We start from the raw sequence: 22,171 nt of genomic DNA, 5'->3' as shown, positions 1-22,171 counted from the left end.
AGACACTATGCAGCTCAACATCACTGGAAACAATGTCGAAATCACTGAGGCCCTGCGCGACTTTGTCACCACAAAGTTCGCCAAGCTTGAACAATATTTCGACCGGATTAATCAGGTCTATATTGTGTTGAAAGTGGAGAAGGTGACACACATCTCGGATGCAACACTGCATGTAAACGGTGGCGAAATTCATGCCAGCGCGGAAGGTCAGGATATGTACGCCGCCATTGACGGTTTAATTGATAAACTGGCTCGGCAGTTAACAAAACATAAAGATAAACTGAAACAGCACTAACTTGTCCGGGCAGTTAGCGGGTGCAGGACGGCCTGTTGTGAAACACAACGGGCCATTTGTACAGTTAGCGCTTAGGTGAAATTATGACAAATAACGATACGACTCTACAACTGAGCAATGTTCTTAACCAGGAATGTACACGCGCGGCCGTTCACTGCCAAAGCAAGAAACGCGCACTGGAAATCATCAGTGAACTGGCGGCAAAACAACTTAGTTTGCCTCCTCAGGTGGTATTTGAAGCCATTCTGACGCGTGAAAAAATGGGCAGCACCGGTATTGGCAATGGTATTGCCATTCCGCATGGAAAGCTGGAAGAAGACACCCTGCGTGCGGTTGGTGTATTTGTTCAACTTGAAACGCCAATCGCGTTCGATGCCATTGATAATCAGCCAGTCGATCTGCTTTTCGCCCTGCTGGTCCCGGCGGACCAAACCAAAACACATTTGCATACGTTGTCACTGGTCGCAAAACGTCTGGCAGATAAAACCATCTGTCGTCGCCTGCGCGCCGCGCAGAGTGACCAGGAGTTGTATCAAATCATCACTGACACTGAAGGTGGACAGGATGAAGCATAACAACCCAATGGCATCTTTTTCTGTCGTTGTGAGGAGAAACAGTACATGGTACTGATGATCGTCAGCGGTCGTTCAGGGTCAGGTAAGTCTGTCGCCCTGCGCGCTCTGGAAGATATGGGTTTTTACTGCGTGGATAACCTTCCCGTCGTGTTGTTGCCCGAACTGGCTCGAACCCTCGCCGATCGCCAGATATCTGCGGCGGTCAGCATTGATGTGCGCAATATGCCCGAGTCCCCGGAGATTTTTGAGCAGGCAATGAGTAACCTGCCTGAAGGCTTCTCACCGCAACTGCTGTTCCTTGATGCCGACCGTAACACGCTGATTCGCCGCTACAGCGATACACGCCGTTTACACCCACTGTCCAGCAAGAATTTATCTCTGGAAAGCGCTATCGATAAAGAAAGCGATTTACTGGAGCCGTTGCGTTCGCGCGCTGACCTGATCGTAGACACCTCTGAAATGTCTGTGCACGAGCTGGCGGAAATGTTACGTACCCGACTGCTGGGCAAACGTGAACGTGAACTGACGATGGTATTTGAATCCTTTGGCTTTAAACACGGAATCCCTATCGATGCGGATTACGTCTTTGATGTCCGCTTCCTGCCTAACCCGCACTGGGATCCGAAGCTACGTCCGATGACCGGTCTGGACAGGCCCGTCGCAGCCTTTCTGGACAGACACACAGAAGTACACAATTTTATCTACCAGACTCGCAGCTACCTTGAGCTATGGTTACCCATGCTGGAGACAAACAACCGCAGCTACCTCACTGTAGCCATCGGCTGTACCGGCGGGAAACACCGTTCGGTGTATATTGCAGAGCAACTGGCAGACTACTTCCGCTCACGCGGTAAAAACGTGCAATCACGCCATCGTACGCTGGAAAAACGCAAATCATGACCGTGAAGCAAACTGTTGAAATCACGAATAAGCTGGGCATGCATGCCCGGCCGGCAATGAAACTGTTTGAGCTAATGCAGGGTTTTGAAGCAGAAGTTCTGCTGCGTAATGATGAAGGAACGGAAGCCGAGGCAAACAGCGTTATCGCTCTGTTGATGCTGGATTCCGCCAAAGGACGCCAGATAGAAGTCGAAGCCACGGGTCCGCAAGAAGTTGAGGCCCTGGCAGCCGTGATTGCGCTGTTTAATTCGGGATTTGATGAGGATTAGTTGAGTGCCTGATGCGCTGCGCTTATCGGGCCTACAAATCAACCGCTGCAGGCATCCGTAGGCCGGATAAGGCGTTTACGCCGCCATCCGGCAATAACCCCGTTAATACAGCTTATTTTCACGCATAAACGACTCACCGCCCAACTGGCGCATTTGGCGCATGATCCACGCCTGACGACTGCGCACATAGCCGGAAGGCGCACTCGCCATAAAACGTAACGGATTGGGCAGAACCGCCGCCAGCAATGCCGCTTCAGACGGGCTAAGACGGCTGGCGGGTTTATGGAAATAGCGCTGTGATGCAGCCTCTACACCGAATACCCCATCGCCAAACTCCGCAATATTCAAATAAACCGTCAGGATTCGTTTCTTACTCCAGACTGTTTCTATCCCCAGCGTTAACTCGGCCTCAAGCCCTTTGCGCACCCAGCTACGCCCATCCCACAAAAAGAGGTTTTTTGCCGTTTGTTGCGATAACGTCGAGGCACCCCGAATACGGTTTTCATTACGTTCGTTATGCGCCAACGCTTTCTCTATCGCAGAGACATCAAATCCCCAGTGGTCGGGAAATTTCTGGTCCTCAGCAGCAATGACAGCCAGTCCCATCCACGGTGATATCTCATCCATACTGACCCAGTCAGAATGCGCCACATAACCGAAATTACCCTGTATCCAGGCACCAAGCTGCCGCTCAATCATGACCGCCGAGAAAGGAACGGGCATCACGCTGAAGAGTGCTATCCCCCCGCCCCAAAACACGGCGAGGACAATAATTGCCCGCAGAAATAGACGTCGCAGAAAGGCGGTAGCCTCTTTTCTCATTCAGCCAGCACCAGCACACGCGAGACCAGTTTGTCGATCCCACTCGCCGCCTGGGCGATATCCTGCGCCAGCATGTAAGCAGGCGTGGTGACAACTTTATTATCTTCATCAACCACAATGTCATCGACCGGGCAAGGCACATGTTCAGCGCCCATCTCCTCCAGCACTTCCGCTGTATCGATGTCAGTGCCAATTGTCAGACGCAGCGGGAAGTCAAAAATCTTAGGTAACATAGCAGGAGCAATACACATGAATCCCAGGGGTTTACCGGCCTGATGCAGCGCCTTCGCCAGTGCGGCTAAGTCGCTATCAACCCGACATTCAGTGCCCTGGCTGGCAAAATTGCTCAGATTTTTTGCTGCGCCAAACCCGCCAGGCACGATTAGCGCATCCAGCTCCGTTGCAGCCGCCTGGGCCAGGGGGCGAATATCACCACGCGCAATACGCGCAGCTTCAATCAGGACATTGCGGGTTTCCGGCATCGGCTCGCCCGTCAGATGATTAATCACATCCGCCTGCTGTTTATCTGGCGCAAAGCAGATAGCCTGAGCGCCATTGCGGGCAATAGCCAGCAGCGTGAGTACGGCTTCGTGAATTTCTGCACCGTCATACACGCCACATCCGCTGAGCACTACGCCAACTTTTTTCATCGTGATACTCCTTTCGCAACTGACTGAAGCATATTAATAATTCTGATTAGAATGCCACGCTTCACACATTTAACTGATTCATGTAACAAATTATTTAAGATTTGCTATCTTAACTGCGTGCGGCCTGAAAATTAGGGCTGCGCCCTTGTAAACAATGATAATAATTTACGGCGCAGCCACGATTTCCCTGGTGTTGGCGCAGTATTCGCGCACCCCGGTCAAGCCGGGGTCATTTTTTTTCCACGCTTGCAACCCAGGCTCTTAAGACCGCTACGTCGTGCTGCCACTCCTGCTTCATCTCTTCAATCCATTCAGCTACGTTATCTTCCCAGGCAGGAAGGTCGGGTGATTGAATTTGCTGACCCAACTGTTGCAGGTGGCGCAGACCGACAGATCCGGCTGCACCTTTAATTTTATGGCCTTCCTCAACCACGCCTTTTTTATCACGGGCAGTCAGATTAGACTCCAGCACGCTCAAATATCCCGGCATCATTTTCTCAAACACCGCCAGACCGTCGGTGATCAACTTCGGCCCGACCAGTTCGAGGTATTGTTCCAACATAGGAATATCTAACAGCGCTTGCGATTTACTGCTTTCTTCAGACGTCACAGTGCTCTCCTCTTCGTTTCGGGTATCCCAGTATTTTTTGATCATGGCGGTTAACGCCGGAACTGACAGCGGCTTACTCAGCACGTCGTCCATTCCCGCATCCAGATATTCTTTTTTATCTTTCAGTACGTTGGCGGTGAGAGCCACCAGCGGCGGCAGGTCCTCGCGCGCATATTTTTGGGTCAGCTCGCGGGAGATATCGAGCCCTGTCATATCCGGTAGCTGAATATCCAGCAGCACCAGGTCATATTCACCCGGTTTGAACATATCCAGCGCGGCTTGCCCGGTCATCGCGACATCCACGCTATTACCCAGTTTTTCCAGCACCGAACGCGCGACAATGACGTTCAGTTCAATGTCTTCCACCAGCAGCACATTCAGGGCTGGTAACGGCATTTCATCGTCTTCAAAAGCATCTTCAATCTCTTCTGCCACAGCAGGAGCATGCACGGTTAGCGTAAAGATGGAGCCTTTTCCGGCCTGGCTGGAAACCGTAATATCACCGCCCATATTTTTCGCCAGACGGCGAGATACCGCGAGACCAATCCCGGTTCCCGTTGCGGGTTTACCACCATGGCTGTCCTTCACCTGATAGTACATGGCGAAGATTTTATCCTGCTCATCCTGTGGAATACCGATCCCGGAATCCTCCACCTCAAAATGCAGTATGTCTCCCTCGTCATAGCGAGCCCGCACCGTCACCTGCCCTTGCTGGGTGAATTTCACGGCATTACTGATCAGATTCCACAGAATTTGACGCAGACGCGTTCCGTCTGTAATGACCTTATGAGGCAGCGGTAGCGTCGGCTCAAGCACAAAGCGCAGCCCTTTTTGTTGCGCCTGCAAGCCGGAGAGGTTTTCCAGATCCGCCATAAAGCTGGTGAAATCGATTGGCTGGTTATCGAGCTGGACTTTGCGCCGCTCCATCTTATCCATATCGATAATATCGTTGAAAATGTTCCCCAGCGTCACGGCGGAAACATGGATAGTTTTGAGATATTTTTCCTGCTCAGCGGTTAAATCTGTATCTAACAGGATCCGACTTAAACCGACGATACCATTAAGCGGCGTACGCAGCTCGTGGCTGATCGTAGAGATAAAGGTGGTCTTGTCACGGCTGGCGCGCTCAAGGGCGTCCTGATAGCGCTTACGCTCGGTAATATCACGACCAAAGCCCATCAGACCGTGTCGTTTCCCTACGCGGTCGTAGTAAGGCACTTTACGGATCTCAAAGCAGGCTTTGCGCCCGTCCGGATAGTCGAGCCATTGCTCATAGGTCAGCGAAACGTTATGGCGGAATACCTTCTCGTCGGTTTCAATAACTTTTTCAGCCGCCTCTGGCGAATACACATCAGCCGGCTTTAGATTCACCAGTTGCTTTTCGCTCTTACCTGTCAGCAGCTCCATAGCACGGTTACAGCCGGAAAACTCTTTATCTTCATTGCGATAAAAAACCAGGTCCGGTGAAGCATCAAGGAAAGAACGTAAAAATGAAGATTGCTGCTCAAGCTGGATCTGCGCTTCTTCACGCTCTTTGATTTCGACCTTCAGTTGTTCAAACGTCTCCTGCCGCTCAGCTTCCGCCTTTTCACGTTCGACAATCTCCTGATTGAGTTGGGCGATATTATCCTTCAACTGCACGTTGAGCTTGAGGTCGCGCTCGCGCATCTCTTCCAGCTTCTGTACCAGTCGTGAAAGGCGTTGCCGGGACTCCTCCAGTTGTTCAACCACCACAGACAGGAAGTAGACAGCCCAGGGGGTAATTAACAGGCCAAAAAAGATAGAACGGATGACATCAATGCTTTCTACCTGGCCATGCAGCACCATAGTGACAGCCATCTGCACCACAATTGCCAACACAACCAAAGCCAGCGCCAACAGCAGCGAAAAGCGCACCAGACCTAACTTCATCATCAGGTCGACATAGTATTGCGCCAGCATACGAATTTGCTTCATAGAGGGTTCCTTCACGACAACTTGGCACAATAATACTCAATTCTCAGCGTGACGTTTAAGATTGTGCAAGAAATGCGTAGTTTCCCTCATCGCGCTACGCGTCTGGCAGGCTCCAGGGGGTCCCCAGAGCGGATCCCTGGACGCCATGTTCATTGAGATACCTGTCCAGTTCGACCATCCCGGTCCAGCGATTTTCACACCATAGCGGCGCCAGTAACGTCGGGCGACGGGCGCTGGCAGAAATCCGATGGTAGATGACTTCCGGCGGTGTATGGCGAATCATCTCGCCTGCTGTTACCGTGTAATCAGCAAGGTCAATGCCGCTCAGACGCCCTGCCTCCCAGGCTTTCGCCATCGTACTGCCCTTCACGATATGCAGCGGATGCAGCTTAATACCGTCAACGCCAGTATCCACCACGCGCTCCAGCGTTTGCAGACACTCCGTCTGCCCTTCTCCCGGTAAGCCAACGATCAGGTGCGAGCACACTTTTAACCCGCGTTCACGCGCCAACTGGGTGGTGCGCTGATAGCAGGCAAAATCATGTCCGCGATTGATGCGGTGCAGCGTTTTATCATGTGCAGTTTGTAGCCCCAGCTCCAGCCACACCTCGTATCCCTGATCCTTATATTCGCAAAGTAGATCGAGCACCGCCTCCGGCACGCAATCGGGGCGCGTGCCGACGCACAGCCCAACGATATTGGCCTGACTGACCGCCTGCTGGTACATCGAACGCAGCACCTGTACTTCGGCAAAAGTGCTGGTGTAGGCCTGAAAATAGGCCAGATAGCGTTTGGCGCGATTCACCAGCTGCGCCTGATGTTCGAGCTGCTCGGCAATGGAATGATGCTGTTGCGCCTCATCAGCAAAGGAAGCAACATTACAGAAGGTACATCCGCCACGTCCGATGGTGCCATCGCGATTTGGGCAGCTAAAACCCCCATGCAGCGTGAGTTTATGAACCTTTTGCCCATAACGGCGAGAAAGATCCCCACCAAACATATTGACTAATTTCTGTAACTGCATAATCTGATAGACCGCGCCTTGAAAAGAGGCCAAAGCCTGCCATTTTTAGCCTCAGTCGGCGATGACCTGGATCAATCGCCCTGGCGAGCCTTTATTTATTGAATAACCATTCAAAATAATCGAAATTTCATTCAATCAAAAAGTAATTACTTTTCCTTATATCTCGCTATTTTTTTTATCTTCTGATGGCCCTCATGTAAAAACAGTATCTTTAAGACGCCAAAAGTCTACAACCCAGCATAAAATACCAAACATTGAGATAAACAAAGGGAGGACGGGAGATAACCGGCCTTCCTGACAGTGAGACAGATCACACTTCACCAGCGTTCACACTCTGGTTAAATCAATGTAAAAACACCTTTATTTTCAATATATTCATAAAGTTAATCGCCCTATAGCACATTTTTGCATAAATAAGATTGCCATTTGACCTGTGTGTGGATTCCCGATAACTTGGAAATCCGCTGGAAGCTTTCTGGATGAGCAGTCTGCTCATCATATTTATGCAGTAATTGAGATTCCCTCTGAAGCAAGTCCTCAAACTTGTTTGACCTATGCGAAAAGGATAAAGAGGGCGAATGCGAGGTGAGCGTATGAAACGCAAACCCCGTCGCCATGCTCTTGGTGTGCCCGCGCGCAAACGGTATCGGAGAGGTGTCCCGCAGAGCCTGGGGAGGTTCACTGATATGTTGTACGATAAATCCCTTGAGAAGGATAACTGTGGTTTCGGCCTGATCGCCCACATAGAAGGCGAACCTAGCCACAAGGTAGTGCGTACCGCCATACACGCGCTGGCCCGTATGCAGCACCGTGGCGCAATTCTTGCCGATGGCAAAACCGGCGATGGTTGCGGCTTGTTGTTACAAAAACCTGACCGCTTTTTCCGCATTGTTGCGCAAGAGCGCGGCTGGCGTTTAGCTAAAAACTACGCCGTTGGCATGATCTTTTTAAATAAAGACCCTGAACTGGCAGCGGCATCTCGTCGCATTGTTGAAGAAGAATTACAGCAGGAGACTCTGTCGATCGTAGGCTGGCGCGACGTGCCAACCAACGAAGGTGTTCTCGGTGAAATCGCCCTTTCCTCCCTGCCTCGTATTGAGCAAATTTTTGTCAACGCCCCTGCTGGCTGGCGTCCACGCGATATGGAGCGCCGCCTGTTCATCGCGCGCCGTCGTATCGAAAAACGCCTCCAGGACGATAAAGACTTCTACGTCTGTAGCTTGTCTAATCTGGTTAATATCTATAAAGGTCTGTGTATGCCGGCAGATTTGCCGCGCTTTTACCTGGACCTCGCGGACCTGCGCCTGGAGTCGGCCATCTGCCTGTTCCACCAACGCTTCTCCACCAACACCGTGCCGCGCTGGCCGCTGGCACAACCGTTCCGCTACCTGGCACACAACGGTGAAATCAACACCATCACCGGTAACCGCCAGTGGGCGCGTGCGCGTACCTATAAATTCCAGACGCCGCTGATCCCGGATCTGCACGATGCCGCGCCGTTCGTCAACGAAACCGGTTCCGACTCCAGTTCCATGGATAACATGCTGGAACTGCTGCTGGCGGGGGGCATGGACATTATCCGTGCTATGCGCCTGCTGGTACCGCCAGCCTGGCAGAACAACCCGGACATGGACCCGGAACTGCGCGCGTTCTTTGATTTTAACTCCATGCACATGGAGCCATGGGACGGCCCGGCAGGTATTGTCATGTCAGACGGTCGTTTTGCCGCCTGTAACCTTGATCGTAACGGCCTGCGCCCGGCGCGCTATGTCATCACCAAAGACAAGCTCATCACCTGCGCTTCTGAAGTTGGGATCTGGGATTATCAGCCGGATGAAGTGGTCGAGAAAGGTCGCGTCGGCCCGGGCGAACTGATGGTTATTGATACCCGCAGCGGGCGCATTCTGCATTCCGCCGAAACTGATGACGATCTGAAAAGCCGCCACCCGTATAAAGAGTGGATGGAGAAGAACGTCCGCCGTTTGGTGCCGTTTGAAGATCTGCCAGACGATCAAGTCGGCAGCCGCGAACTGGACGATGATACCCTCGCCAGCTACCAGAAACAGTTTAACTACAGCGCTGAAGAGCTGGACTCCGTCATTCGGGTACTGGGAGAGAACGGCCAGGAAGCCGTTGGATCAATGGGTGATGACACCCCGTTTGCCGTGCTCTCCAGCCAGCCGCGCATTATTTATGACTACTTCCGTCAACAGTTCGCACAGGTCACAAACCCGCCTATCGATCCGTTGCGTGAGGCACACGTCATGTCACTGGCCACCAGCATTGGTCGTGAGATGAACGTCTTTTGCGAGGCAGAAGGCCAGGCACACCGCTTGAGCTTCAAATCGCCGATTCTGCTGTACTCCGATTTCACCCAGCTCACCACCATGAAAGAAGAGCACTATCGCGCCGACCGGCTGGATATCACCTTCGACGTGACTGAAACCACGCTGGAAGAAACGGTCAAAGCCCTGTGCGATAAAGCTGAACAGATGGTGCGTAACGGCACGGTACTGCTGGTGCTCTCCGACCGTAACATCGCGAAGAACCGCTTACCGGTTCCTGCCCCCATGGCTGTCGGGGCGGTACAAACCCGTCTGGTAGAACAAAACCTGCGTTGCGATGCCAACATCATCGTCGAAACCGCAAGCGCCCGCGATCCCCACCATTTTGCTGTGCTGCTGGGCTTTGGCGCGACGGCCATTTATCCGTATCTCGCCTATGAAACGCTGGGACGTCTGATCGATACCCAGGCGATCGCCAAAGATTACCGGACCGTGATGCAGAACTACCGTAACGGCATCAATAAAGGTCTGTACAAAATCATGTCCAAAATGGGCATTTCGACCATCGCCTCTTACCGCTGCTCCAAGCTGTTCGAAGCCGTTGGCCTCCACGACGATGTCGTTGCGCTGTGTTTCCAGGGCGTGGTTAGCCGCATCAGTGGCGCAGGTTTTACTGACTTCCAGCAGGATCTGCTAAACCTCTCCAAACATGCCTGGCTGGCACGCAAACCCATTAGCCAGGGCGGGTTGCTGAAGTACGTTCATGGCGGTGAGTATCACGCCTACAACCCTGACGTTGTGCGCACACTGCAACAGGCGGTACAGAGTGGCGAGTACAGCGACTATCAGGAATATGCAAAGCTGGTGAATGAGCGCCCGGCAGCCACGCTGCGCGATCTGCTGGCGATCACGCCTGGTGATGAAGCCGTAAGCATTGACGAGGTAGAACCCGCAACCGAGCTGTTTAAACGCTTTGATACCGCAGCCATGTCTATCGGCGCATTAAGCCCGGAAGCACACGAAGCGCTGGCTGAAGCAATGAACAGCATCGGCGGTAACTCCAACTCCGGCGAAGGTGGTGAAGATCCGGCGCGCTATGGCACGAATAAAGTGTCACGCATTAAGCAGGTCGCATCTGGTCGCTTCGGTGTGACCCCGGCATACCTGGTCAACGCCGATGTTATCCAGATTAAAGTCGCTCAGGGCGCGAAGCCTGGCGAAGGCGGTCAGTTACCGGGTGATAAAGTCACTCCGTATATCGCCAAACTGCGCTATTCGGTGCCGGGCGTGACGTTGATCTCCCCGCCGCCGCACCACGATATTTACTCTATCGAGGACTTAGCGCAGCTGATTTTCGACCTGAAACAGGTCAACCCAAAAGCCATGATTTCCGTCAAACTGGTTTCCGAACCCGGCGTCGGCACCATTGCCACTGGTGTGGCGAAAGCCTATGCGGATCTGATCACCATCGCGGGTTACGATGGCGGCACCGGCGCAAGCCCGCTGTCATCGGTGAAATACGCGGGTTGTCCGTGGGAGCTGGGCCTGGTGGAAACTCAACAGGCACTGGTCGCTAATGGCCTGCGTCATAAGATCCGTTTACAGGTCGATGGCGGTCTGAAAACCGGTGTCGACATCATCAAAGCGGCAATCCTCGGTGCAGAAAGTTTTGGCTTCGGTACCGGCCCAATGGTCGCGCTCGGTTGTAAATACCTGCGTATTTGCCACCTGAACAACTGCGCAACCGGTGTGGCAACGCAGGACGACAAACTGCGTAAGAATCACTATCACGGCCTGCCGTTTAAAGTGACCAACTACTTTGAATTTATTGCCCGTGAAGTTCGAGAGCTGATGGCACAGCTGGGCGTGAAGCGTCTGGTGGATCTGATTGGCCGCACCGATCTGCTGAAAGAGCTGGAAGGATTTACCGCCAAACAGCAGAAGCTGGAACTGTCTCACTTGCTGGAAACCGCCGAGCCGCATCCCGGCAAAGCGCTGTTCTGCACCGAGAACAACCCGCCATTTGATAACGGTGTGCTGAATGCGCAATTACTGCAACAGGCAAAACCGTTTGTCGATGAGCGCCAGAGCAAAACCTTCTGGTTTGATATTCGTAATACCGACCGTTCAGTTGGCGCGTCGTTATCAGGTTATATTGCCCAGACTCACGGCGATCAGGGGCTGGCGTCTGACCCGATCAAAGCGCACTTCAGCGGTACCGCAGGCCAGAGCTTCGGCGTATGGAATGCGGGCGGCGTAGAACTGTACCTCACTGGCGATGCCAACGACTATGTCGGTAAAGGCATGGCGGGTGGTTTGCTGGCGGTGCGTCCTCCGGTGGGTTCCGCATTCCGTAGCCACGAAGCGAGCATCATCGGCAACACCTGCCTGTATGGTGCCACCGGTGGCCGTCTGTTCGCCGCGGGTCGTGCGGGTGAGCGCTTTGCGGTACGTAACTCCGGGGCTATCACCGTGGTTGAAGGTATTGGCGATAACGGCTGTGAATATATGACTGGCGGCATCGTCTGTATTCTTGGGAAAACTGGCGTTAACTTCGGTGCAGGTATGACAGGTGGCTTTGCCTACGTACTGGACGAAGATGGCGAATTCCGCAAACGCGTGAACCCTGAACTGGTTGAAGTATTGAACGTGGACTCTTTGGCTATCCACGAAGAGCATCTGCGCGGTTTAATTACCGAACACGTACAGCATACCGGCTCTTCGCACGGCGAAGAGATCCTGGCGAACTGGCCAGCGTTCTCAGCGAAATTCGCGCTGGTAAAACCAAAGTCCAGTGATGTGAAAGCACTGTTGGGTCACCGTAGTCGTAGCGCAGCTGAGCTGCGTGTGCAGGCGCAGTAAGGGGTAGCAGCAATGAGTCAGAACGTATACCAATTTATCGACCTGCAGCGCGTTGATCCGCCAAAGAAACCGCTGAAGATCCGTAAGATCGAGTTTATCGAAATTTACGAGCCATTTTCTGAAGGTCAGGCTAAGGCACAGGCAGATCGCTGCCTGTCCTGCGGTAACCCGTACTGCGAGTGGAAATGCCCGGTACATAACTACATCCCAAACTGGCTGAAGCTGGCTAACGAAGGGCGTATTTTTGAAGCGGCAGAGCTGTCTCACCAGACCAACACGCTGCCGGAAGTTTGCGGCCGTGTCTGTCCGCAGGACAGGCTGTGCGAAGGTTCATGTACGCTGAATGACGAATTCGGCGCAGTGACCATCGGCAATATCGAGCGCTATATCAACGATAAAGCCTTCGAAATGGGCTGGCGCCCGGATATGACCGGCGTTCGTCAGACAGACAAGCGTGTCGCTATTATCGGTGCTGGTCCGGCGGGTCTGGCCTGTGCGGATGTGCTAACCCGTAACGGCGTGAAGGCCGTTGTGTTTGATCGTCACCCGGAAATCGGTGGTCTGCTGACCTTCGGCATCCCGGCTTTCAAGCTGGAAAAAGAGGTGATGACCCGCCGTCGTGAAATTTTCACCGGCATGGGTATTGAGTTCAAACTCAACGTTGAAGTGGGCCGCGACGTGCAGCTCGACGATCTGCTGAAGGATTACGACGCCGTGTTCCTCGGTGTTGGGACCTATCAGTCGATGCGCGGTGGGCTGGAGAACGAAGATGCCGATGGCGTATTCGATGCTCTGCCGTTCCTGATCGCCAATACCAAACAGTTGATGGGCTTTGGCGAAAGCAGCGACGAGCCATACATCAGCATGGAAGGTAAACGCGTTGTCGTACTGGGCGGTGGTGACACCGCGATGGACTGTGTGCGGACCTCCGTTCGTCAGGGGGCGTCACACGTTATCTGTGCCTACCGTCGCGATGAAGAGAATATGCCGGGTTCGAAACGCGAAGTTAAAAACGCGCGTGAAGAAGGCGTCGAATTCCAGTTCAACGTCCAGCCTTTAGGTGTTGAGGTGAATGCTAACGGCAAAGTGTGTGGCGTGAAAATGGCGCGCACTGAGATGGGCGAGCCGGATGCGAAAGGTCGCCGTCGCGCGGAGATCGTCGCCGGTTCCGAGCATATTGTACCGGCTGATGCCGTCGTACTGGCGTTTGGCTTCCGCCCGCACAGCATGGAATGGCTGGCAAAGCACAGCGTTGAGCTTGATTCGCAGGGGCGTATTATTGCACCGGAACGCAGCGACAACGCCTTCCAGACCAGCAACCCGAAAATTTTTGCCGGTGGCGACATCGTGCGCGGTTCAGATCTGGTTGTGACAGCCATTGCCGAAGGCCGTAAAGCGGCTGACGGGATCCTGAATTACCTGGAAGTGTAATAAGGCCTTCTGGCTCCCCTGCTACAGCTTCACGCTGATGGATGGGGAGCCGATATTTCCCTGCTAAGTAGTTCCTGACCCGTTTTTTGAAAACCGCTGGCAGCTCAATGTCATCACCTAAACTTGTTCGGGAATTGACGCACAAGCGTTGAATTACTGGAGGAGGAGAACAGCCCACATCATCATCAGCGAGAAAAGTCAGCAGGCCCCCCTCCAACACATCAACGCCATGAATAACAACAAAGAAAAAACAGACGGAAACGTTTGCTTTATTCTGAGAAGTGTATATGATGCGGCGGATTTTTTGGGCAAAATTCAAGGAGGCGTTGTGTCGCAGGACAACAATTATAGCCAGGGCCCCGTCCCTCTGGCAGCGCGGAAAGGCGTGATACCACTGACGTTTGTGATGTTGGGGTTAACATTCTTTTCAGCCAGTATGTGGACCGGAGGCACACTCGGTACCGGTCTTTCCTATAATGATTTTTTCCTGGCAGTTCTCTTCGGTAATCTCCTCCTCGGTATTTACACTGCATTTCTCGGTTATATTGGCGCAAAAACAGGTCTCTCTACCCACCTCCTCGCACGTTACTCATTTGGCATAAAAGGTTCATGGCTTCCCTCAATGCTATTAGGTGGCACACAGGTGGGCTGGTTTGGCGTCGGCGTGGCAATGTTTGCCATCCCGGTGGGTAAAGCAACGGGTATTGACGTCAATGTCCTGATTGCAGTTTCCGGTCTGCTGATGACCATGACCATCTTCTTTGGTATCTCGGCACTCACCATTTTGTCCATCATCGCCGTTCCCGCTATCGTCATTCTTGGCAGTTACTCTGTCTGGCTGGCAGTGAGCGATGTGGGGGGATTAGATCATTTAAAAGCAATTGTGCCGCAGACGCCGCTGAATTTTTCCACGGCACTGGCGTTGGTCGTCGGATCGTTTGTCAGCGCAGGTACCTTAACCGCCGACTTCGTCCGCTTTGGGCGAAATGCCAAAGGCGCAGTGTTGATTGCCATGGTGGCTTTTTTCCTTGGCAACTCGTTGATGTTTATCTTCGGTGCCGCTGGAGCCGCCGCGGTAGGACAGGCGGATATCTCAGATGTGATGATCGCGCAGGGGCTGCTGCTGCCCGCCATTGTCGTACTCGGCCTGAATATCTGGACAACCAACGACAACGCGCTGTACGCCTCGGGTCTGGGCTTTGCTAACATTACCGGCCTTTCCAGCCGCACATTGTCCGTGGCCAACGGCATTATTGGAACACTGTGCGCATTGTGGCTTTATAATAACTTTGTCGGCTGGCTGACATTCCTGTCGGCGGCGATCCCTCCTATTGGCGGAGTGATTATTGCCGATTATCTGTTAAACCACCGCCGGTACACCAACTTCAACACAGCACAGTTTATTCCCGTCAACTGGATAGCTATTCTGTCCGTCGCGCTGGGAATCGCCGCCGGACACTACATCCCTGGTATTGTGCCGGTCAACGCCGTACTTGGCGGCGTATTCAGCTATATCCTGCTAAACCCACTTTTCAATCGTAGCCTTGCAAAATCCCCGGAGGTCAGTCATGCAGAATAACACCATCACCCTCACTCAAACCCGTCTGCAGGGGTGTGAAGGATTGTGGCAAATCACGATTGAAAACGGGCGTTTTAGCCGTATTGATCCCCAGGATACAGCATCTGCGCCACAGGGCGAGGTGCTTGATGCTGAAGGTGGGCTGGCCATTCCCCCTTTCGTTGAACCACACATCCACCTGGACACAACGCAAACTGCAGGGGAGCCCAGTTGGAACCAATCGGGTACGTTGTTTGAAGGTATTGAGCGCTGGGCCGAACGCAAGGCAACGCTCACCCACGAAGACGTGAAGACCCGCACCATGCAGACCCTCAAGTGGCAGATGGCCAATGGTATCCAGTATGTCCGAACTCACGTAGACGTTTCCGACCCTACGCTCACGGCACTGAAAGCCATGCTGGAAGTGAAGCAAGAAGTGGCACCGTGGGTGGAGCTGCAGATTGTGGCGTTCCCACAGGAAGGTATTCTTTCTTATCCCAACGGTGAAGCGCTATTAGAAGAAGCGGTGCGTTTGGGCGCCGACGTCATTGGCGCAATTCCTCACTTTGAATTCACGCGTGAATATGGCGTTGAGTCGCTGCACAAAACTTTCGCCCTGGCGCAGAAGTATGACCGACTTATCGATGTCCACTGTGACGAGATTGATGATGAGCAATCGCGCTTTGTTGAAACCGTCGCGGCACTGGCGCATCGCGATGGCATGGGATCGCGCGTGACAGCCAGCCACACCACGGCGATGCATTCCTATAACGGCGCATATGCTTCCCGCCTTTTCCGTCTGTTGAAAATGTCAGGTATTAACTTCGTTGCGAATCCGCTGGTGAATATTCACCTGCAGGGACGATTTGATACCTATCCTAAGCGCCGTGGTATCACCCGCGTCAAAGAGATGCTGGAAGCGGACATCAATGTTTGCTTTGGGCATGATGACGTTTTTGACCCGTGGTACCCGTTGGGAACCGCGAATATGCTGCAAGTTCTGCATATGGGATTACACGTGTGTCAGTTGATGGGGTACGGACAAATCAATGATGGGCTAAATCTCATCACCACCCACAGCGCGAAAACCCTGCACTTACAGGACTACGGTTTGAGTATTGGGAACTCCGCTAACCTGGTGATTTTACCTGCAGAAAATGGGTTTGATGCGGTTCGTCGCCAGACACCTGCACGCTATTCAATCCGCCATGGGCGGGTTATTGCCGAGACGGTGCCAAGCCAGACAACGCTCCATCTGGCGCAGCCAGAAGCGGTAACGTTTAAGCGCTAGATTTTCTTTTCGGACATGGCCGCAGACTCACAGTCTGCGGCAAAAACTTATGGCGACATATTTTCTTTCAGGCAGCTAACAAACTGGCGCGCACCTTCACAACAACTTTTTTGATTTCCGCTGGAGTCCCCACCGCACAGCCCGGTTTATGTGGTTCACCCGGCATAAAAATTGCGAACGTACCTGGGATGAGCGTAATGGTCTGTTCATCATGAATCTCACCGCACAGCTGATAATCCTCTGCAATATGCATTTCTTCACACTGCCGGGCAGACCCCGTCATACCAAACAGAATACGTTCTTCACCAGCCAGCAGTACCTGAATATCAACGTATTGCTCATGCAACTCCGCTTTCTTTTGCTCCGATTGCTGCGTAACAAACTGCATGACGTTCATAAAGATATTCTCGCCTTGCAGCTCATAGCGCCCTGGTGCTTTATCCTGTGGTTTTGCCGCAACAGCCTGCGTTAATGCCTGCTGCAATACCGGATGCAATCCAGCAGAAAGCAGAGACTGTAAATCCCCTGACATCATCATCATTCTCCCTGGGCCAACAGCGCGGCCCCCAGTAGTCCAGCATCATGACGGTAATGTGCCGCCAGTAATTTCACGTGATAAGTCGCGGGTTCCTGCGCCAGCCAGGCTTTTACCTGCGCCAGATAACCTTCAGCCAACCCGACGCTTCCACCAATAACAACGTACTGGCAGTCGGTTGTCGCCTTCACATCGGCAATCAGACGCGCCAACGTGCATGCCGATCGCTGGATCAATTGACACGCCTGTTCATCCCCCTGTTCGGCCCGGATAAAAATAGTTTTTGCATCACATCCAGCAAGTGAGCCTTCGGCTGCCGCTGCAATCCCACGACCGGAAGCGATAGCCTCCACGCACCCCACACGTCCACAACCACATTGCGGACCATACGGGTCTGCCAGTGTATGACCGACATGCCCCGCCAGCCCCCCGGCTCCGGTTAACAACTTTCCGTTGCTAACCACACCGCCACCAACACCGGTCGATACAGTAATGAACGCCATATCGTGGTATTTCCCGCCAAGTGCATGATATTCAGCCCACGCAGCGGCCTGTGCGTCATTCACCGCCAACGTCGGTAGACCGGTGAGATCGGTTAGCGTTTGCACCAGAGGAAAATGCATCAGCCCGCCAAGATTTAGTGGATTAATCGCCCGTAATTCTCCCGCGCGGATAATACCAGTGGAAGCAATGGCCACGCGCGTTGCCTGCCTCTGCAGTGGCTCAATTAACACCTGTAATGCGGCCCGCAGTGCATCCGGCGTTTTGCTGGCGGGTGTGGGCTGTTCGCGACGATCGCGGATCCGTAAATCCTCATCCACCAGCGCGACAGCCAGTTTGGTACCGCCGATATCAATCGCCAGCGTCGTCATAGCACCGCCTTTTTCATCGCCGTGGTGTACCACTGGCAAATGTGTTCCAGTCGGGTAATAGCAGAACCTACTGTCACCGCCCAGGCCCCGTGGCGCATGGCTTCAGCTGCTTGTGCTGGCGTGTTATAGCGTCCTTCGGCAATCACCCGACACCCGGCATGACATAACGCTTTCACCAGCGCCAGATCCGGCTCCTCTGGTGTTTCTGGTGTCGTATAACCCGACAGCGTCGTACCAATAATCTCCGCGCCGAGTTGCTGACAGGCCAGGCCGTCTTCCAGCGATGAACAGTCAGCCATGGCCAGGCAGTGATGTTGATGAATTCGTGCCAACAGTGCGGCGATGGGAACAGGACGCACGCGGTCTGTTCCATCAATCGCAATAATGTCAGCTCCCGCCTGCGCCAACGCATCGACATCATCTAAAAATGCAGTGATGCGTACCGGGGAGTCAGCAAGATCGCGTTTCAGAATACCTATAATTGGCAGCGAAACGACCGCCCGGGTCGACCGCAGGTTCTCCACGCCTTCAATACGCAGCGCCACCGCGCCAGCCTGCTCGGCTGCCAGCGCCATGGCGGCGACAATTTCAGGTTTATCCAGCGGGCTGTCAGGAACGGGCTGGCAGGAGACAATCAGTCCGCCATCAGCGGCAATTTTTTTATCCAGTAGCTCAAGTAACGACATACATCTTCCCTTTCGATTCTTGCCCGGCTCAACGCCGGGCAAGCGGATTAACTTTTTGATTTCACCATGGTGCTTTTATCGCCGCCAAACGGCACGGCTCCACTAAACGGTTTACCATCAATGGCATCATGTGTACGTAGTGCTTCAGGCCGCAGCCAACGCTGTACACGAGACGGCATATCAAGACCAATCAACAGGATCACCACAAATGTCAGGCCGAAAGAGAGCGATCCCAGCGCAGTGCCCAGATCCAGACGTTGTGCAATCAGCGCCCCAATGATCGGTGCCAGTGCCCCACCCAGTGCCCCTACGTTGTAGGTGAACCCCAGGCCCGCAGCACGTTGGTCGGTATCGAAATAACCACCAATGAGTTTTGGTAAGATCCCGGAGATCCCCTGCCCAAGCATTTGTTGGAAAAACAGTAGCAACCCCAGGACCCAGACGTTGGCTCCGCCAATCGCAAACACAGGGATAATCAGCAACTGCGAGGCCAGCAGACTGCACACATAAGCCTTGCGGGTACCCAGCCAGTCACCAAGGAAACCACCGACGCAGCAGCCAACCGCCGCGCCAAAGCCGCTAAAGAACAGGACCCTGGCAACCGTTGAAGGGTCATACATCAGTTCAGTTTTCAAATACGTTGGCAGCAGCGCCTGAATCGGCCACGAGTAGAGAAATGCAAACAGCACGACAACCATCAACATCACACCCGTCGGCCAACGTTTACCGCTGCTTTGCACCATAAAGCTAATGAAGATGAAGGCACACATCAGCCCGAGGATCGCCACGATGGCCGCATTTTGCAGGTTGCCCGCAAAACAGAACCACAGCGCAGTCGCAGCTACGATGGTCATCAAGATATTGATTACCCGATGTTCGCCCCGATAGAGAATATCCACCATCGTACGTACCGGCGCTTTACCTTCGTGTTTTTCTTTCCAGTCCTCTGCCTCCGGAATATTTTTACGCAGCCAGAGGGCAAAGATAATCGGCAGAATGCCGATGAAGAACAGCGCACGCCATCCCCAGACCGGAACCACCAGGCTATAAACCTGGGCAGCAATCACAGCGCCGACCGAGAAACCAGAAATCAGGAAACCACTGGCTTTGTTACGCAGGTGTTTAGGCCAACTTTCAATAACATAGGTGGCGCTGGAACCATACTCACCTGCCATTCCCATACCGATAACCAGGCGGGCGATAAACATGGTGGTATAGCCCGGTGCGAAGCCACAGGCCAGCGTCCCCACAGAGAATAGAATGATGCTGGTGACCATTGCCAGGCGACGTCCATAGCGGTCCCCCATCGCACCCAGCATTAACCCGCCAAACCAGCGAGAGATGAAGGCGGCTGAAATCAGGCTGGCCGCCTGCACCGTCGTCAAACCGAATTCACCTTGTACTTCTGTCAGCACAAGGGCGATTAACACAAAATCAAAACCATCAAGCAGATACCCCAACCAGGCGGCAGAAAATGCCCGCCATTGTGCCCGATTGAGATAGCGATACCACGGGATGCTCTGGGTAGAAGTACTCATTTTACTCTCCCGACGATTTTTGTTGTTGTGCCGGATGGCGGCTTCACCTTTTCCGGACTACGGTCGAAAAATCCAGGCCGGGCAAGCAAAGCGCTCCCCGGCTACCCGCGGTTACGCTTTTTCCGCCAACAGTTGGTTCGCCAGGGCTTTCAGTTCTGGCAGATATTGTTCATCTACGGGAGCGAACGGTTTACGGCACAGCGGTACAGAAACCACATCCATATAGTGCAGTACCGTTTTCAGACCGCGGAATACGCCAACCTTGATGAGCAGATCGATAACCTTATTGCACTCGGTTTGCAGCTTTTGTGCAGCCCGGATATCGCCTTCTTTGAGCGCTTTCACAATTCCCTGATAACGCCATCCCATAATATTGTAAGTACTGCCGATCCCACCATCCGCACCGGCCAGCAACCCAGAAGCAAAGATCTCGTCATAACCGTTGTAAAGCACCAGATCCGGATGGGCGCGGCGGATCTGTTCCATTTGATAGAGATCGCCTGAGGTTTGTTTCAGTGCACCAACGCCTGGCAGCGTCACTAGCGTATTAATCTGCCCCAACGTCAGTTTTACGCCGCTCAGCGCCGGGATGTTATAGACCACCATCGGCAAACCCTCAGCGGAATCAATAATTGCGCGGTAGTGATCGCAATGCTCTTCAAAGCTGAACGGATAGTAAAACGGGGTAACAGCAGAAACTGCGTCAAAACCATAACGGTGTGCGGCGCTCGCCAGCTGCTGGCTCTCTTCAGTGCTCACTGTGCCAACATGGGCAATTAAGGTCACTTTACCTTTCGCTTCTTCAGCAACAATTTCCAGCACCTGCTCTCTTTCAGCACGGTTCTGCACAAAAGCTTCACCCGTTGAGCCACCGACATAGAGCCCATCAACGCCTTGCCCAATGTTGAAGCGCACCAGACGACGCAGGCTCTCGATGTCCAGTCGCTGTTGGTTATCGAATGGGGTTAACAATGCCGGCATTACGCCTTTTAAATCTCTTGCCATAACGACCTCTGTCAATGATTAGTGTTGACTGACTGCATACCTTTATACCTGTTATACCAGATCAAATAAGCAGCAATACAATACAGAACGCTTATAGTGCGATCTGCTTCACTAAACGATCGTCAGGATCGAGATCACTTACGCATTTTTTTATTTTTAACGAAGGCGTGCCAGGTGGCAGAAACGCTGTTGAGATGTTCTTGTAGGGCGCGGTCTGCCTCGTCAGGATTGTGCTGACGAATCGCCTCGACAATGGCAATATGCTGCTGATAACTCACACTATTGTGTTCATGCAATTCTTGATCGGCGACAGTCGGGCGTGCGGCAATCAGCCAGTCCAACAACGCAACGTGGATTGCCATAAAGATGGGATTGCCGGGGATCTCCGCCAGCACTCGGTGAAAATCGACATCCGAACGAATGAACAGCGTGTTGTCATCCAGCGACTGACTGTTGATCTCCAGCGCCCTGGCCAGCCTGTCAATTTGCTCTTCAGTGGCATGCTCGGCGGCATAACGCACCAGACTCGATTCAAAGAACAATCGCAATTGCTCGAAGTGGGAGATACCGCCGGGATGCGAGAGAAAATCTTTTGCCATCCCCGACAGTTCACCGATGATGGTATCCGCAGACGGACGCGAAACGCGCGCGCGCTCGCCGTTGTTGATCTGTACCAGACCTTTACGTTTTAACGCAGCAAGCGCTTCTCGTACAGAAGGACGACCGACATTAAAGAAGGCCATCAGTTCCCGCTCTGACGGCAACTGTTCCCCTTCGCCAAATTCCCGACGGCGAATCATCTGTTCAAGTTCTTCCTCAACCATTTCAGACAGTTTTTTACGCGCCAGCGGGCGGCTGCGTAAGCTACGGCCAATGGTGGATGGAGAGTCTTCAGCTTGCGAATCAAATGCGTTCATAGGGTCCATTCAGCTAAGTCGTGGTGACAAATAACAGCGAGTTCATCGTAACACAGGATCGAAAGCAGGGTGAAATGGTGCTCAGCGGGG

At 53.2% G+C, this 22,171-nt stretch carries 18 protein-coding genes; 8 read left to right on the top strand and 10 right to left on the bottom strand.

The window, feature by feature from the left end:
- Positions 1-7: 7 nt before the first annotated feature.
- The 4 genes from hpf to npr all read left to right on the top strand — a co-directional run bounded on the left by hpf (position 8) and on the right by npr (position 2,039).
- Positions 8-295 carry a ribosome hibernation promoting factor gene (gene hpf, locus OGX95_RS10480; protein ID WP_005121327.1) on the top strand — a complete coding sequence of 96 codons (288 nt, stop codon included), beginning with the start codon at positions 8-10 and terminating at the stop codon, positions 293-295.
- Between the two features lie 83 nt (positions 296-378).
- Positions 379-870 carry a PTS IIA-like nitrogen regulatory protein PtsN gene (ptsN, locus tag OGX95_RS10475; protein ID WP_048213427.1) on the top strand — a complete coding sequence of 164 codons (492 nt, stop codon included), beginning with the start codon at positions 379-381 and terminating at the stop codon, positions 868-870.
- 45 nt (positions 871-915) lie between these two features.
- Entirely contained in the window at positions 916-1,770 is an 855-nt protein-coding gene (gene rapZ / locus OGX95_RS10470) for an RNase adapter RapZ (protein WP_048213428.1), read from the top strand.
- A complete protein-coding gene (npr, locus tag OGX95_RS10465) occupies positions 1,767-2,039 on the top strand; it encodes a PTS phosphocarrier protein NPr (protein WP_003828770.1) in 273 nt (90 codons plus the stop codon). Before rapZ ends, npr begins: the two co-directional genes overlap by 4 nt.
- A 102-nt stretch (positions 2,040-2,141) precedes the next feature.
- Here npr and mtgA read toward each other — a convergent pair whose 3' ends face one another.
- The 4 genes from mtgA to mnmL form a co-directional block, all read right to left on the bottom strand.
- Positions 2,142-2,861: a monofunctional biosynthetic peptidoglycan transglycosylase gene (gene mtgA, locus OGX95_RS10460; protein WP_286629378.1), complete on the bottom strand. Its 720-nt coding sequence runs from the start codon at positions 2,859-2,861 to the stop codon at positions 2,142-2,144.
- Complete coding sequence (gene elbB / locus OGX95_RS10455; RefSeq protein WP_286629377.1) at positions 2,858-3,511, bottom strand: isoprenoid biosynthesis glyoxalase ElbB; 654 nt, start codon at positions 3,509-3,511, stop codon at positions 2,858-2,860. Before elbB ends, mtgA begins: the two co-directional genes overlap by 4 nt.
- 229 nt (positions 3,512-3,740) lie before the next feature.
- Positions 3,741-6,077 (bottom strand): aerobic respiration two-component sensor histidine kinase ArcB, encoded by a 2,337-nt coding sequence (gene arcB / locus OGX95_RS10450; RefSeq protein ID WP_286629376.1) that lies wholly within the window; start codon positions 6,075-6,077, stop codon positions 3,741-3,743.
- 94 nt (positions 6,078-6,171) lie between these two features.
- On the bottom strand, positions 6,172-7,101 hold the full coding sequence (mnmL, locus tag OGX95_RS10445; protein ID WP_286629375.1) for a tRNA modification radical SAM protein MnmL/YtqA: 930 nt from the start codon (positions 7,099-7,101) through the stop codon (positions 6,172-6,174).
- A 686-nt stretch (positions 7,102-7,787) separates the two neighbouring features.
- Between mnmL and gltB the strand changes: the two genes are divergently transcribed.
- From gltB to OGX95_RS10425, 4 genes are all read left to right on the top strand, one after another.
- Complete coding sequence (gltB, locus tag OGX95_RS10440) at positions 7,788-12,248, top strand: glutamate synthase large subunit (protein ID WP_286629721.1); 4,461 nt, start codon at positions 7,788-7,790, stop codon at positions 12,246-12,248.
- 12 nt (positions 12,249-12,260) lie between these two features.
- Complete coding sequence (gltD, locus tag OGX95_RS10435; RefSeq protein ID WP_286629374.1) at positions 12,261-13,679, top strand: glutamate synthase subunit GltD; 1,419 nt, start codon at positions 12,261-12,263, stop codon at positions 13,677-13,679.
- Between the two features lie 328 nt (positions 13,680-14,007).
- On the top strand, positions 14,008-15,258 hold the full coding sequence (gene codB, locus OGX95_RS10430) for a cytosine permease (protein ID WP_286629373.1): 1,251 nt from the start codon (positions 14,008-14,010) through the stop codon (positions 15,256-15,258).
- Positions 15,248-16,528, top strand: a complete 1,281-nt coding sequence (locus tag OGX95_RS10425; RefSeq protein ID WP_286629372.1) for a cytosine deaminase — start codon at positions 15,248-15,250, stop codon at positions 16,526-16,528. The genes codB and OGX95_RS10425 overlap by 11 nt, the downstream gene beginning before the upstream one ends.
- Positions 16,529-16,595: 67 nt before the next feature.
- Here OGX95_RS10425 and nanQ read toward each other — a convergent pair whose 3' ends face one another.
- The 6 genes from nanQ to nanR all read right to left on the bottom strand — a co-directional run bounded on the left by nanQ (position 16,596) and on the right by nanR (position 22,090).
- Positions 16,596-17,063 (bottom strand): N-acetylneuraminate anomerase, encoded by a 468-nt coding sequence (gene nanQ, locus OGX95_RS10420; protein WP_286629720.1) that lies wholly within the window; start codon positions 17,061-17,063, stop codon positions 16,596-16,598.
- Positions 17,064-17,065: 2 nt separating this feature from the next.
- On the bottom strand, positions 17,066-17,935 hold the full coding sequence (nanK, locus tag OGX95_RS10415; protein WP_286629719.1) for an N-acetylmannosamine kinase: 870 nt from the start codon (positions 17,933-17,935) through the stop codon (positions 17,066-17,068).
- Positions 17,932-18,621 carry an N-acetylmannosamine-6-phosphate 2-epimerase gene (locus OGX95_RS10410; RefSeq protein WP_286629371.1) on the bottom strand — a complete coding sequence of 230 codons (690 nt, stop codon included), beginning with the start codon at positions 18,619-18,621 and terminating at the stop codon, positions 17,932-17,934. The genes nanK and OGX95_RS10410 overlap by 4 nt, the downstream gene beginning before the upstream one ends.
- Before the next feature lie 47 nt (positions 18,622-18,668).
- Entirely contained in the window at positions 18,669-20,159 is a 1,491-nt protein-coding gene (locus tag OGX95_RS10405) for an MFS transporter (RefSeq protein ID WP_286629370.1), read from the bottom strand.
- 111 nt (positions 20,160-20,270) lie between these two features.
- A complete protein-coding gene (gene nanA / locus OGX95_RS10400; protein WP_286629369.1) occupies positions 20,271-21,164 on the bottom strand; it encodes an N-acetylneuraminate lyase in 894 nt (297 codons plus the stop codon).
- A gap of 134 nt (positions 21,165-21,298) precedes the next feature.
- Complete coding sequence (gene nanR, locus OGX95_RS10395; RefSeq protein WP_286629368.1) at positions 21,299-22,090, bottom strand: transcriptional regulator NanR; 792 nt, start codon at positions 22,088-22,090, stop codon at positions 21,299-21,301.
- Between the last annotated feature and the right edge of the window lie 81 nt (positions 22,091-22,171).

This window comes from Citrobacter sp. Cu233 (assembly GCF_030332225.1).
In the GTDB taxonomy this organism is placed as follows: domain Bacteria; phylum Pseudomonadota; class Gammaproteobacteria; order Enterobacterales; family Enterobacteriaceae; genus Citrobacter.
This window is presented reverse-complemented; position numbering and strand designations above follow the sequence as displayed.